Below are 12,942 nucleotides of genomic sequence, written 5' to 3'. Positions count from 1 at the left end.
GCCTCGCCCGAACCGATCGCTTTCCACAGGAGTTTCGACATGCTGGCAAACGCAAACGTGATGGACCCATGGACCCAGACCATCGGTCTGCTAGGGACGACTTCGCGCCTGATGGCCGTCGCGGACGCCGCAGCGCAGCCGCGTCACAAGACGCGCAGCACGGATGAGCCCGTGGGCGCGCAGGTGACGCTGATCGATCGCCCGACGCCTTCGACAGCCACCATCGCGTGGCGCGATTCGACACGCGGCTGCTTCGGCGATCAGGTCTGGCGCATGGCGCGCGCCCGCATGCCGGGCTTCTGCGCGATGAGCGGCCAGGCCATCCGCCCCGGCGACGCCGTGTACAAGCCGAATCCGCGGCCCACGCCCGTCAATGGCGATGCGATGATCCTCGCGTCCGTCCTGCGTGACGCGGACACCCTCTGAACGGCGCGCATCGTGCCCCATGCCGGCGGCGCGCGATGTCCCCTGCAATGCGAATAACGCGGCGCATATGGCATAGTCCCCGCCTTGGGGCGCGATGCGGCCGGGAACGGGCGTGTCGTGCGAGACGGGATAGTCACTTTGCCTGGGTCAGCGAATGGCAGATATCGTCGGGAGCATGCGCGTGTTCGCCCGGGTGGTCGAAACGGGTTCGTTCACTGCGGTCGCGAAAGAGAACGACGTAACGGCTGCGCAGATTTCGCGCGCGGTCACAGCGCTTGAAGAGCAGTTGCAGACGGCGCTGCTGCATCGCACGACACGCCACCTGTCGCTGACGGAAGCGGGCACCCGCTTCTACGAACGTGCGAAGGCGATCCTCGCGGACCTCGATGCGGCAACGGACGAGGCGCGCAACGCGAGCGTGTCGCCGGCGGGCAAGGTGCGGCTGCATTGCGCGCCGGGTCTCGCGCAAAGCACGGTGGCGGCGGCGCTGGTCAGCTACCAGCGCGCGTACCCCCATGTATCCGTCGAGCTGAAGATCGAGCAGAGCATGCCGAACCTGGTCGAGGACGGCTATGACGTCTCGCTGATCTCGGCGACGCAGCTTCCCGATTCCGCCTATGTCGCGCAGTCGCTCGGTTCAGCGTGGTCGTTGATGGTCGCTTCGCCCGGCTACGTGAAGCAGCACGGCATGCCGCTCACACCCGACGACCTAGCAGCGCATACGCTGCTGAAGCTCGAAACACCCGTTTCGCCGCCCGACGAATGGCACCTCGAAAGCGCGCATGACACTCAGGTCATTACGCTCGCGCATGCGCCGCTGCAGGTCAATGCGCCCGACGTGATGCGCGCAATGTTGCTGGACGGCGCGGGTATCGGCACGCTCGCGACGTATTCGGTTGTCGAGGATCTCGTCGCTGGCAATCTGGTACGCGTGTTGCCGCGGTACAGGCTCAAGCCGTTCACGGTGTACGCGGTGTATCCTTCGCGGCGTTATCTGGAGGCGAAAGTCCGCACCTTGCTCGATCATTTGCGTTCGACGTTGACGCCCGCGCTGGAAGACGCCCGCGCACGTATCGACGCACTGAGCCGCGCGGTCGAGCCGGCCGCGAAACGGGCCTGAATCAATACGATTACCCGCAGCGCCATCAAGACTCTTTATCCCCGCCCTAGGCTTAATCACAGGCCGCCTGCTCAATAGACTGATTCTCAACCGGCATCGACCGGATCACCATTGGAGAATCAGTCATGACGAACACGATCGACCTCACGCATCACACGGTCACTGCAAACGGCATTCGCCAGCACTATGTCGAAGCAGGCGAAGGCGCGCCCGTCGTGCTGCTGCACGGTTTTCCCGAAACGAATCACGCCTGGCGGCATCAGATTCCCGCGCTCGCGCAGCACTATCGCGTGATCGCGCCGGACCTGCGCGGCTACGGCGAAACCGACAAGCCCGCGAGCGGCTACGACAAGCGGACCATGGCGAACGACCTGCGCGCGTTGTTGAGCGAACTGTCGATCGAACGCGTGGCGCTCGTCGGGCACGATCGCGGCGCGCGCGTGGCGACGCGCTTTGCGAAGGATCATCCCGAAGCGGTGGACCGGCTCGTCGTGATGGACAACGTGCCGACGCGCATCGTCGCGCAAGCGATCGACGCGAAGATCGCGCGCGCGTACTGGTTCTTTCTGTTCCATCAGGTGCCCGACCTGCCGGAGACGCTGATCGCAGGCAAGGAGCGCGCGTGGCTGCGGCATTTCTTCTCGGACTGGTGCTATGACCCGAACGCGATTTCGGGCGAGGCATTCGAAACCTATGTGCGCGCGTACGAGGCGCCCGGCGCGGTGCGCGGCGCGATGGCGGACTATCGCGCGAACGCCGTCGACGTTGCGCAGGACAAGGAAGATGCCGACGTGCTGATCGAAGCACCGACGCTCGCGTTGTGGGGCGAGGCGTTCTATGCGGTGGGCCAGATGTTCGACATGGAGAACGTCTGGAAGGGCATGGCGCGTGATGTCGTGACGCACGCGATTCCGCGCGCGGGGCATCTGCCGCATGAAGAGCAGCCGGAGATCGTCAACCGGATTCTGGTCGACTTTCTCGAAGGCTGGGAAGGTTGATGCTCGCGCGCCCGGCGATTGATTAACGCATCGCTTCGAGGAGAAACCGCGCGCGCCGCTGCGCGTCGGCGATCCAGTTCTCCAGCAGGCTGGCCGTCGCGATGTCGTGATGCTTTTCGCAGGCCGCGTGCGCACTCAGCATGAAGGCCGCGAGCCGCAGGTTGTCCGCGCGGAGCTCGGCGAGCATCTGTTGCGGCGGCGCGGCGGGTACATCGTTTTCGGCGAGTCGTTGCAGGCGCGCGATATCGCTAATCGAATGCAGCGTCGTGCCGCCGATCATGCGCACGCGCTCGGCAATCGCATCGGTGATTTCGAAGATGCGCTCGCCTTGTTCATCGAGCAGCAGATGACAGTCGCGGAACTGCGGGCCGAACATGCGCCAATGAAAGTTCTTCGTCTTGAGATACAGCGCGAACACATCGGCGAGCAACGGGTTCAGGTGCGACGAAATATCCTCGACAGCATGTTCGCTGAAAGGCCTGAACTGCGCGGCGGGTATTGCGTCGACGAAGGCGTAGGAATGGGACATGACGGTGTTCCAGGAATGTGAGGCCGACGCGGCCTGAAGCGTGGCCGCATCGTCGAACATAGAAAGCGTCACTCGCCCGCGTGCGCTTCGCCAATGACCTTGCCGCGGAAGATGTAGTACTGGTACAGGTTGTAGCCGATCATCACGGGGAAGATCAGTCCGATACCGGCCAGCATGAACGCGAGCGTGTGCGAATCGGAAGCCGCCTGCACGATGCCCAGCTTGCCGGGCACGAAGTCCGGGAACAGGCTGACGGCAAGGCCGACGAACGACACGATGAACAGCGTCACCGCGCCGCGAAACGGCCCTCGCGACGCGCCCATGTACAGCGACGCCACGATGAACGCGAAGGCGAGCGCCGCCGCGAGGCCGAGCGCGATCAGCACATGCATGACGCCCGGCTGCGTCCAGCGCTCGAGGCCGACATCGCTGAAGAACCATGTCGCGATGGTCAGCAGCAGCGCGGCTGCGACCGTCAGCATCGCGCTCAGCAGCGCGAGACGCCGAGACCATTGCTCGATCATGCCTACCGTCTTCTTCACCAGATACGTCGCGCCCAGCAGCGTATAGCCCGCGACCACGCCGATCGCCGCCACGACGATGAACCCCTGGCTCATCTCGCCCGGCACGAGACCCGTGATGATCTTGCCGAGCACGACGCCTTGCGCGAGCGCGGCGACGAGACTGCCGATGCCGAACACCTTGTCCCACAGCGGACCATGGTCGACGCTGTGGCGGAACTCGATCGCCGCGCCGCGCATGATGAGCCCGGCGATCAGCCCCATGATGGGCAGATAGAGATCCTGCATCAGTTGCGCATACGCAACCGGAAATGCGCCGAACAGTCCGCCGCCGAGCACGACGAGCCAGGTTTCGTTCGCGTCCCAGACGTGGCCGATCGACTCGACCATCACGTCGCGATCTTCACGCCGCGTGCGCAGCAGGCTGAGAATGCCGACGCCGAGATCGAAGCCGTCGGTCACGACGTAGAAGACCAGCATCAGGCCGAGCAGGCCGAACCACACGTAGGCCAGCAACGAATGTGTAGAGCTATCCATGAAGCAACCTCTTGAGCGGAGTACGCGGCATCAATAGCCGGAAATGGATTTCGTCGTCGCGGTGCGCGCAGCGTCCGCTGTGACGATCGCAGGCGGCACGCTGGTCAGATCGGGGCCCGTGCGCAGCCAGCGGCGCGCGAGGACGAAGAACGTGACGAGCAGCACGACATAGAACGCGAAGAACATCACCATGCTCAGCGAGATCGACGAGGGCGCGACTGTGGATGCCGCCTGACTCGTGCGCAGCAGCCCATACACGACCCACGGCTGACGTCCCACTTCACGCACGATCCAGCCCGCTTCGACGGCGACATACGGCAGCGGAATGCACAACACCCACGCGAGCAGCAGCTTGCGGCGCGCCAGCAGCGCATCGAGGCTGCCGCGTGCCTTGCGCAGCGCGAAGACGGTCCAGAACGCCAGCAGCATGAAGCAGAAGCCGATGCCCGCCATCACGCGGAACGCGTAGTAGAGCAGGGGGAGCATCGGCGGCTGGTCTTCGGGCTTGAAGTCGGTCAAGCCCTTCACCTGGCCGTGCAGCGAGTGCGTGCCGAGCACGCTCAGCATGCCGGGGACTTCCAGCGACCAGTCGTTGCGCTGCGCCGTTTTGTCCGGCCACGCGAGCAGCGACCACGACGCGCCCGTGCCGGGCGCATTGGTGTGCCAGTGGCCTTCGATGGCCGCGCCTTTCGCCGGCTGCGTTTCGAACACGCTCACGCCGCTCGAATCGCCGAGCCAGACCTGCAGCGGCGCAGCGATCACCAGCACGGCGAGCGCGATCTTGAACGAGCGCGCAAAGAACTCGGGGTGGCGCCTGCGGAACAGGTTGTACGCGGAGATGCCCGCGATCACGAACATGCCTGTTTCGATTGCCGCGACCCACATGTGCGACACGCCCCACACCATGTCGGGATTGAAGATCGCGGCCAGATAGTTGGTCACCTCGATCTTGCCGTCGACCACGGCATAGCCCGCCGGCGTCTGCATCCACGAGTTGGCGACCATGATCCAGAACGCCGAGATGCTGGAGCCGAGCGCGACCATGCCCGTCGCAAACAGGTGCACGCCACGCGGCACGCGGCCCCAGCCGAGCAGCATCACGCCGACGAAACCCGCTTCGAGCATGAACGCCATCGCGCCTTCGAAGCCGAGAATGTTGCCGATGAACTGACCGGCGTACTGCGAGAAGCCTGCCCAGTTGGTGCCGAACTGAAACTCCATCGGAATGCCGCTGACCACGCCGACCGCGAAGTTCAGCACCAGCAGCTTGCTCCAGAAGCGCGCCTGACGGTACAACATCACGTCGCCTGTCTTGATCCACAGCGCTTCGACGAGGAAAAGAAACGCGGACAGGCTGATGGTCAGGATCGGCCACAAAATATGGAAGATGGCCGTCATCGCAAACTGCGCGCGCGACAGGTTGGCAACATGATCAAGCATGGCTGGCCTCCTCGGCTTGCGGCGCAGCTTGCACGACGATGGCGCGCGTTGCGGAGTCGGGGCCGACAGCGGCGGCACGCACGACCTTCACGGGCACCGACTTGTACGAGGGCGTGCGGCTTTGCGGATCGAACGCGTAGAGCGGCACGAGCGGATTTACCTCCGGGTAGTACGCGCCGCAGCATCCGTCGGGCAGCGAATACTCGACCACCTTGAAGCTGCGGACAACGCGTTCGATGCCATCCGTCGAGAGCGCGACGATATTGACGCGCTCGCCCGGATGCAGCCCGCGCTTTTGCAGCTCGTGCTGATTCATGAACACGACGTCGCGCTGGCCGAACACACCGCGATAGCGGTCCGAGTGCGAATAGAGCGTGGTGTTGTACTGATCGTGGCTGCGCATGGTGGTGAGCCACAGCGCGTCGGGATCGTCGTGCCACGGGTTCTCGTCGAGCCCTTTAAAGACGAGAAAATTCGCGCGGCCCGTCGGCGTATCCCACACGCGTTCGCGCGCGCTCGACGTGAGATGGAAGCCGCCCGGCACGCGGATGCGCTCGTTGTATGCCTGGAAAATCGGGAACACGATTTCGATCGCATCGCGAATATGGTCGTAGTTCGCGACCATCTGCTCCCAGGGCACACGCGACTGCTCACCGAGCGTCGCGCGCGCAATGCCCGCGACGATGGCCGGCTCGCTCATCAGATGCGGCGACGCGGGCTCGTTGCGGCCGGCGGAAGCGTGCACCATCGACATCGAATCTTCGACGGTGATCGACTGCGGGCCGCCCGCCTGAATGTCGATCTCCGTGCGGCCGAGGCACGGCAGAATCAGCGCTTCCTTGCCGTGCACGAGATGGCTGCGATTGAGCTTGGTCGCGATGTGCACGGTCAGATCGAGCTTGCGAATCGCTTCCTGCATGCGTACCCAGTCGGGAATCGCAGCAGCAAAATTGCCGCCCAGCCCGATGAACACTTTCGCGTCGCCGCGCATCATCGCTTCGAGCGTTGCGATCACGTCGTTGCCGTGGTTGGTCGGCGGGCGAAAACCGAAGGCGCGCTCGATGCCTTCAATCAAGCCCTTGTTTGGTTTCTCGGTGATGCCGACCGTGCGGTTGCCTTGCACGTTCGAATGTCCGCGCACCGGGCAAATGCCCGCGCCTTCGCGGCCGACGTTGCCACGCAGCAGCGCAAGATTTGCTATCTGCTGGACGTTTTCCGTGCCGCGATGATGCTGCGTAATGCCCATGCCGTACACGAGAATCGCATTCTCGGCCTGCATGTAGATGTTCGCCGCGTTCTCGATGTCGGCGCGCGACAGACCCGAATGCCGTTCGACCGCATCCCACGATGTCGCGCGCAGATCGTCGAGCAGCGCATCGATGCCGTGCGTATGGCCCTGTATGAATTCGATGTCGAGGATGCGCGGTTTATCGGCGGCAAGCGCGGCGTCGTCGGCTTCGACGATGGCCTTCATCATCCCCTTGAGCACGGCGACGTCGCCGCCTACCTTGACCTGATACAGGAACGTGCTGATCGGCGTGTAGCCTAGTGTCGCCATTTCGACGGGATTTTGCGGCGACGCGAAGCGCTCCAGCGCGCGCTCGCGGAACGGATTGAACGACACGATCTTCGCGCCGCGCCGCGACGCCGAATGCAGGTCGCTCATCATCCGCGGGCTGTTGGTGCCGGGGTTCTGCCCGAAGATGAAGATCGCATCGGCGTGTTCGAAGTCTTCGAGCAGCACCGTGCCTTTGCCCACGCCGATCGATTGCGGCAAGCCGACGCTCGTCGCTTCGTGGCACATGTTCGAGCAGTCGGGAAAGTTGTTGCTACCGAACTCGCGGACGAACAACTGGTAGAGAAACGCCGCTTCGTTCGACGCCCGGCCCGACGTATAGAAATCGGCCTGATCGGGATGGTCGAGCGCGTTCAGATGGCGACCCACGAGCGCGAAGGCATCTTCCCAGCTGATGGGCGCATAGCGGTCCGTGATGGCGTCATAGACCATCGGATGCGTGAGGCGGCCGACCATTTCGAGGTCGTAGTCGTCCCATGCGGTGAGCTCGGAAACGCTGTGCGCGGCGAAGAACTCCGGCGTGCAGCGGTTCACGGTCGCTTCCCACGCGACGGCCTTCGCGCCGTTCTCGCAGAACTCGAACGACGACGTATGCTTCGGGTCGGGCCATGCGCAACCCGGACAGTCGAAGCCTTGCGGCTGGTTCATGTGCAGCAGCGTCTTTGCGCCGGACACGGGGATGCCTTGAAGCGTCAGCGCTTCGCCCGTTGCCTTGAGCGCGCCCCAACCGCCTGCGGGGTCGCTGTAAATGCGGATCACCTTTTTTTTGCCCATTTCCGTTTCCTGTCCAGTCGAACCAGTGTCATTGAGCGAATGATCGGGTCACGGAAACAAAGCGTCTTGTCTGTTTGCCCGCTGGTTTTATTTCCACACGGAGTTGCCTGACCGGTTGCGAGGTGATTAAGCCCGCGAGCGATTCGTTTGGTGCCTTGTTTTAGCGGTCAGCCAATGAAGAAGCGAAAAGCGTCGTTCATCACGAATGAAAAAAAAGCGGGCGATTTGTCTGACACAAATCGCCCGCTTTTTTAAGCGCGAAAATGAACTGTGAGGTTACGTCCAGTATTTGTAATCGGTCACGCTGCGCTGGTATCCATACATGCCACGATGCGCATGCCGGTCGCGCAGCGGCTCGCCGAAACTGTCGAGCTTTTGCATCGCAGGCCGCGCTCGCGCGGGCACATGTTCCTTCCACGGCGATGAAACATCCGTAGCCGACACGGGCGTTGGCTTGCCGGCTTCGGCGGCCAGACGCTCGAGCGGCAATTGCGCATTCGCGCCGACCACGAGAATCGCCTGCATTATGCCCGGCGCCTGATACGCACAGGTCGCAGCCAAGGCAACGCTACATGCGGCAACCGCATAGCTGGGTCGGAAAAAAGGAAAGGCGATGGTGCGCATCATGCATTCTCCATTACGCGCGCTACACGGCTGAAGGTTTGATGTTGGTGCTCGTTTAAAAGGCGGGCGTCGAGCGCCTCTCTCAGATGCGACGTCATGAAGTCGATGAAGGTCTTGATCTTCGCGTCGATATGATGCCGGCTTGAATAAACGGCGAAAACGCTCGTATTTTGAAGGCGCGATTCCGGGAATAACTGAAGCAGCCTTCCATTACGAATGTCGTCTATCACGCAGTGCACCGGCAATGCCGCGACGCCCGCGCCCGCCAGCGTCGCAATGCGGATCGCCTCGGTGTCGTTGATCGCGAACTGGCCGGCGCCTTCCTGACCCGTCGACTGTCCGGTTGGCTTCACCAGGCTGAGCTTCACGGGATGGCCGTTCGGCTCGACACGGAACGGCATCGGCGTCAGCGCGTGCTCGTCGAGATCGCTCGCGGTTTCGATCCGATGCGTCTGAAGAAAGGCAGGGGAGGCGACCAGCACGCGCTCGCTGTGACCGATCAGCTTGCAGACGTTGCGCGAGTCGGGCAGCGTCGGCGCGGCGACGATCGACACATCGACCTCGTCTTCGAGCAGATTCGCCATGCGCGGCAGAAACTTCAACTGCACCGCGACGGTCGGAAAGCGCTTGCGATACTCGAGAATGGAGTGCGTCAGTTGCGCGAGGCCCAGATCCGTCACGCAGTGAATCCGCAGCGTGCCGCGCGCGCTGGTATGCGCATCGCCCGCTTCGGCTTCGGCGTCTTCCAGATCGGCGAGGATCTTCTTGCACTTCTGGTAGTAGCGCTCGCCCGGTTCCGTCAGCGAAACCTTGCGCGTCGTACGTTGCAGGAGTCGCGCGTGCAGATGGTCTTCGAGCGACGACACGGCGCGCGACACACTGCCCGTGCTGCAGTTCATGTGGTCTGCCACCGCGCTGAAGCTGCCCGACTCGACGACGCGCGAGAAAATACGCATGCTCAAGATCTTGTCCATGGAACCGTTCACCTCGTGCTGTCTAATCCGTTTTGTCTTGTGCGGAATACGACTTTTTGCCGCTTGAGACAAAGATAGACCGAGGCGACGGAATGAACCATCGTACGTTGGGACGTCTGCTTAATCCAAGTAGTCAGGGCCTCATACGTTGGTATAGGGCGGCGGGCACGATTCGATGCGGATACCTGATCCGTTGCGCGCAGCTTGATGAATCCGTCCACGCTGCAATCCTGCATTGCGCTGGACGCAACCAAAAGCGAGCGGCGGCAGGCGTATGCTTCGTGCGCCTCGCAACGAGTCGTTTTCAGGAAATTTAAAGGGCGAAACCGCGCCCGACGCATCCGCCTGCACGGCCAGCAGCAATGTGTTTAGTGGAAACGCGAGGTGTTTCGCGGCACGCGCCGCGCAATGCTGTGAGCATGGCAGGCGCTAAAAAACAGGGAAATCCGGCATTGAAGCACGCAAATTTCATCGCGTGTATTCAGGTTTTTTAATGCATCGACAAAGTATTCTTCACTCCGCATTGCTACGCTGCAAGGTGCATTGGAGCACATGGCCGGGCGTCATCCGGCGCGGAGGAGTCAACATGAACAAGAACGTTGCCGGCGTCGACATTCCCGACGGCGTGCTGGCTCGCGCGGCTTTCGAGCATGTTCGCGGTATCGAGCCCGAGTTGTTGTTGCATCACGCGCTGCGCGTGTTTTTGTTCGCTGCGTTGATAGGCTGCAAGGACGCGCTCGCATTCGATATGGAACTGCTGTACGTCAGCGCGCTTTTTCACAACGTCGGGCTGAACGAGCGGTATAGCCATTCGCCGAACCGCTTCGAGATCGACAGCGCAAACGCGGCGCGCGAGTTTCTGCGCAGTCACCGCGCCGACGAATCCGAGACGGCGCAAGTGTGGACCGCGATCGCGCTGCATACCACGCCGGGCATTCCCGAACACATGTCGCCGCTGGTCGCGCTCCTCAGCGCCGGCGTCCACATGGACGTTCGCGGCGCGCGCTATCACGAGTTCATGGCGCAGCAGCGCGATGACATCGTGCAGGCGTTTCCGCGCGAACGCGGCTTCAAGACGAAGCTGATCGAGGCGTACGCGTGCGGCATGGAGCATCGGCCCGAAACGACGTTCGGCACGGTCAACGCGGACGTGCTCGACAGATGGGACCCGGACTACCGGCGCCTGAATTTTTGCGGGCTGGTGCTGGGATCGGAGTGGCCCCACTAGCGGCCGCTCGCGTCAACACATTCAGTCAAGGCAAACCAAAACAATGAGTACCCCGGCGATCAACCCTCCAGATCTTCTGTCTACCCAGCCCGATGCGGGCGCGCCGGATCTGGCGATGCCGTATTCGTCGCTGGAGTTCCGGCAGCATCAGATGTTTCCGCGCTTGTCCCCTGCGCAGATCGCGAGCCTGCGCCGCTTCGCGCAGCCGATGTCGTTCAAGGCGGGCGAGCTGATCTTCGAAACGGGGCGCATCGCACTGGGGCTGTTCGTGCTGTTGCACGGGCGTGTGCGAATCTGTTCGCGCGACAGCTTCGGCCGCTCGACGCTCGTAACCGAGCACGACGACGGCCATTTCATGGCCGAGATGGCGCAGTTGTCGGGCAAGCCCGCGTTGATCGATGGCATCGCGCTGACCGATTGCGAAACGCTCGTGGTGTCGCCCGACAAGCTGCGCGCGTTGATCGTCGCCGACGCGCAACTCGGCGAGCACATCATGCGCGCGCTGATTCTCCGCCGGCTGGGGCTGATCGAGCAGGGGCTCGGGCCGATCATCGTCGGCAATGGCGACGATGCGCGCCTCGTCCGGTTGCAGGGCTTCCTGCGCCGCAACGCGTATCCCGCGATGGTGATCGACGCGCGTCACGACGCCGAGGCCGTCACGCTGCTCGCGGGCATCACGACAGGCCCCGACGATTTCCCGCTGGTGTTCTGCCCGAACGGCTCCGTGCTGCGCGCACCCGATGAAGCGCAGCTCGCGTCGTGCCTCGGCCTCGTGCCGACTTTCGAGCGCTCGCATGTGTATGACGTCGCGATCGTCGGCGCGGGTCCGGCGGGACTGGCCGCCGCCGTGTATGCGGCCACGGAAGGTTTGTCCGTTGCCGTGTTCGACCAGCGCGCGCCAGGCGGGCAGGCGGGCGCGAGTTCGCGGATCGAGAACTACCTCGGCTTTCCGACGGGCATCTCGGGCCAGGCGCTCGCCGCGCGCGCGTTCCAGCAGGCGTTGAAGTTCGGCGCGCATCTGGCGATTCCGGGCAAGGTCACGTGCGTCGACAGCGAAGACGGCATTCACGGGCTGACGCTGCTCGACGGTCAGCGCGTCAATGCGCGCACGGTTGTCGTCGCGAGCGGCGCGGCGTATCGCAAGCCGGGCGTCGCGGGCTTCGATCGGTTCGAAGGGAACGGCATCTACTACTGGGCGTCTCCCATCGAGGCCAAGCTGGTCAAGGGGCAGGACATCGTGCTGATCGGCGGCGGCAATTCCGCGGGCCAGGCCACCGTGTTTCTCGCCAACTTCGCGCGCAGCATTCGCGTGCTGATTCGTGGCGCGGACCTGAATGCGAGCATGTCGAAGTATCTGATCGACCGCATCGGCTCGTTGCCGAACGTCTCGGTGTGCACGCGCTGTACGCTGCAAACGCTCGAAGGCGACGAGGCGGGATTGACGCATGTCCATGTGCGGCGCGAAGAAGAGGGCGACGAGACGATTGAAACGCGTCACCTGTTCCTTTTCATCGGCGCCGATCCGAAGACCGATTGGCTCATGTCGAGCGGCGTCGAACTGGATAGCCACGGTTTCATCGTGACGGGCTTCGCGCGGCGCTCGCACACGCAAGCCGGTACGGGCATTCACTATCCGCTCGAAACCAGCTTGCCCGGCATGTTCGCGGTCGGCGACGTGCGCTCCGAATCGACCAAGCGCGTGGCGTCCGCCGTGGGCGATGGCGCGGCCGTCGTGAGCCAGATTCATGCTTATCTCGCGCATTGCCACGCGGCTGCACAGAACGTTTAACAACAATTAGCGGCCGCGATTCGACAGACTCGCTATGCTTCGACGCATGTCGCAGCGAGTGAGTGAACATCAATGATCCGTCTTCGTGCGTTGCGCGCGGCGCGATCTCGTCGCGGCTGCGCACATGGCGTTTCCCGGTCTTGCGCGTGTCCGCGAGGATCGGGCGACGTACCAACGGGTGCTCGCCAACGACGACGCCGCGCCAAAGCGATGAGGTCTATGCATCGCCAACACGCCTTCGCTTTGATGAGGGCTTCATGCCGGACCCTCGCAATGAATGCCCTTGCAACGACTTCAAAATTTTTGAACAGATCGTTCGGATTTTTCCACCCATGCATCAGCCGCGCCGTTCTAGACTGCCAAGCACATCATTCGGTATGCAGCATGCTACGTATTGTGTCTTGCT

At 63.1% G+C, this 12,942-nt stretch carries 11 protein-coding genes; 5 read left to right on the top strand and 6 right to left on the bottom strand.

The genetic code is table 11. From position 1 onward, the window contains the following. The first annotated feature begins 39 nt into the window (after positions 1–39). The 3 genes from C2L64_RS41010 to C2L64_RS41000 all read left to right on the top strand — a co-directional run bounded on the left by C2L64_RS41010 (position 40) and on the right by C2L64_RS41000 (position 2,544). A complete protein-coding gene (locus tag C2L64_RS41010; protein WP_007579026.1) occupies positions 40–426 on the top strand; it encodes a DUF3331 domain-containing protein in 387 nt (128 codons plus the stop codon). A 154-nt stretch (positions 427–580) separates the two neighbouring features. After that, entirely contained in the window at positions 581–1,546 is a 966-nt protein-coding gene (locus C2L64_RS41005) for a LysR family transcriptional regulator (protein ID WP_039900044.1), read from the top strand. 125 nt (positions 1,547–1,671) lie between these two features. Further along, on the top strand, positions 1,672–2,544 hold the full coding sequence (locus C2L64_RS41000; protein WP_007579022.1) for an alpha/beta fold hydrolase: 873 nt from the start codon (positions 1,672–1,674) through the stop codon (positions 2,542–2,544). Between the two features lie 22 nt (positions 2,545–2,566). On the opposite strand, the gene C2L64_RS40995 is transcribed toward C2L64_RS41000, so the two are convergent. From C2L64_RS40995 to C2L64_RS40970, 6 genes are all read right to left on the bottom strand, one after another. Then, positions 2,567–3,073 carry a Dps family protein gene (locus tag C2L64_RS40995; protein WP_051058150.1) on the bottom strand — a complete coding sequence of 169 codons (507 nt, stop codon included), beginning with the start codon at positions 3,071–3,073 and terminating at the stop codon, positions 2,567–2,569. A gap of 68 nt (positions 3,074–3,141) precedes the next feature. Further along, positions 3,142–4,131, bottom strand: coding sequence for a cytochrome d ubiquinol oxidase subunit II (locus tag C2L64_RS40990; protein WP_007579018.1), 990 nt, complete (start codon positions 4,129–4,131; stop codon positions 3,142–3,144). Between the two features lie 30 nt (positions 4,132–4,161). Further along, positions 4,162–5,571, bottom strand: coding sequence for a cytochrome ubiquinol oxidase subunit I (locus C2L64_RS40985; RefSeq protein WP_007579016.1), 1,410 nt, complete (start codon positions 5,569–5,571; stop codon positions 4,162–4,164). Continuing rightward, positions 5,564–7,921, bottom strand: coding sequence for an FdhF/YdeP family oxidoreductase (locus C2L64_RS40980; protein WP_007579014.1), 2,358 nt, complete (start codon positions 7,919–7,921; stop codon positions 5,564–5,566). Before C2L64_RS40980 ends, C2L64_RS40985 begins: the two co-directional genes overlap by 8 nt. Positions 7,922–8,197: 276 nt before the next feature. After that, positions 8,198–8,548, bottom strand: coding sequence for a hypothetical protein (locus C2L64_RS40975; protein WP_100215964.1), 351 nt, complete (start codon positions 8,546–8,548; stop codon positions 8,198–8,200). Next, entirely contained in the window at positions 8,545–9,519 is a 975-nt protein-coding gene (locus C2L64_RS40970) for a LysR family transcriptional regulator (protein WP_007579009.1), read from the bottom strand. The genes C2L64_RS40975 and C2L64_RS40970 overlap by 4 nt, the downstream gene beginning before the upstream one ends. A gap of 586 nt (positions 9,520–10,105) precedes the next feature. Between C2L64_RS40970 and C2L64_RS40965 the strand changes: the two genes are divergently transcribed. Beyond that, positions 10,106–10,747, top strand: coding sequence for an HD domain-containing protein (locus C2L64_RS40965; RefSeq protein ID WP_007579007.1), 642 nt, complete (start codon positions 10,106–10,108; stop codon positions 10,745–10,747). Positions 10,748–10,790: 43 nt separating this feature from the next. Further along, positions 10,791–12,536: an FAD-dependent oxidoreductase gene (locus C2L64_RS40960; protein WP_007579006.1), complete on the top strand. Its 1,746-nt coding sequence runs from the start codon at positions 10,791–10,793 to the stop codon at positions 12,534–12,536. The last annotated feature ends 406 nt before the right edge of the window (positions 12,537–12,942 follow it).

This window comes from Paraburkholderia hospita (genome assembly GCF_002902965.1).
Lineage (GTDB): Bacteria > Pseudomonadota > Gammaproteobacteria > Burkholderiales > Burkholderiaceae > Paraburkholderia > Paraburkholderia hospita.
The sequence above is the reverse complement of the archived record's forward strand: the minus strand, read 5'-3'. Positions and strand labels throughout refer to the sequence as shown.

Bases quoted from the DNA above. Each gene is read 5' to 3' on its own strand.
- C2L64_RS41010 (WP_007579026.1), top strand. From the start codon at position 40: ATGCTGGCAAACGCAAACGTGATGGACCCATGGACCCAGACCATCGGT.
- C2L64_RS41005 (WP_039900044.1), top strand. From the start codon at position 581: ATGGCAGATATCGTCGGGAGCATGCGCGTGTTCGCCCGGGTGGTCGAA.
- C2L64_RS41000 (WP_007579022.1), top strand. From the start codon at position 1,672: ATGACGAACACGATCGACCTCACGCATCACACGGTCACTGCAAACGGC.
- C2L64_RS40995 (WP_051058150.1), bottom strand. From the start codon at position 3,073: ATGTCCCATTCCTACGCCTTCGTCGACGCAATACCCGCCGCGCAGTTC.
- C2L64_RS40990 (WP_007579018.1), bottom strand. From the start codon at position 4,131: ATGGATAGCTCTACACATTCGTTGCTGGCCTACGTGTGGTTCGGCCTG.
- C2L64_RS40985 (WP_007579016.1), bottom strand. From the start codon at position 5,571: ATGCTTGATCATGTTGCCAACCTGTCGCGCGCGCAGTTTGCGATGACG.
- C2L64_RS40980 (WP_007579014.1), bottom strand. From the start codon at position 7,921: ATGGGCAAAAAAAAGGTGATCCGCATTTACAGCGACCCCGCAGGCGGT.
- C2L64_RS40975 (WP_100215964.1), bottom strand. From the start codon at position 8,548: ATGATGCGCACCATCGCCTTTCCTTTTTTCCGACCCAGCTATGCGGTT.
- C2L64_RS40970 (WP_007579009.1), bottom strand. From the start codon at position 9,519: ATGGACAAGATCTTGAGCATGCGTATTTTCTCGCGCGTCGTCGAGTCG.
- C2L64_RS40965 (WP_007579007.1), top strand. From the start codon at position 10,106: ATGAACAAGAACGTTGCCGGCGTCGACATTCCCGACGGCGTGCTGGCT.
- C2L64_RS40960 (WP_007579006.1), top strand. From the start codon at position 10,791: ATGAGTACCCCGGCGATCAACCCTCCAGATCTTCTGTCTACCCAGCCC.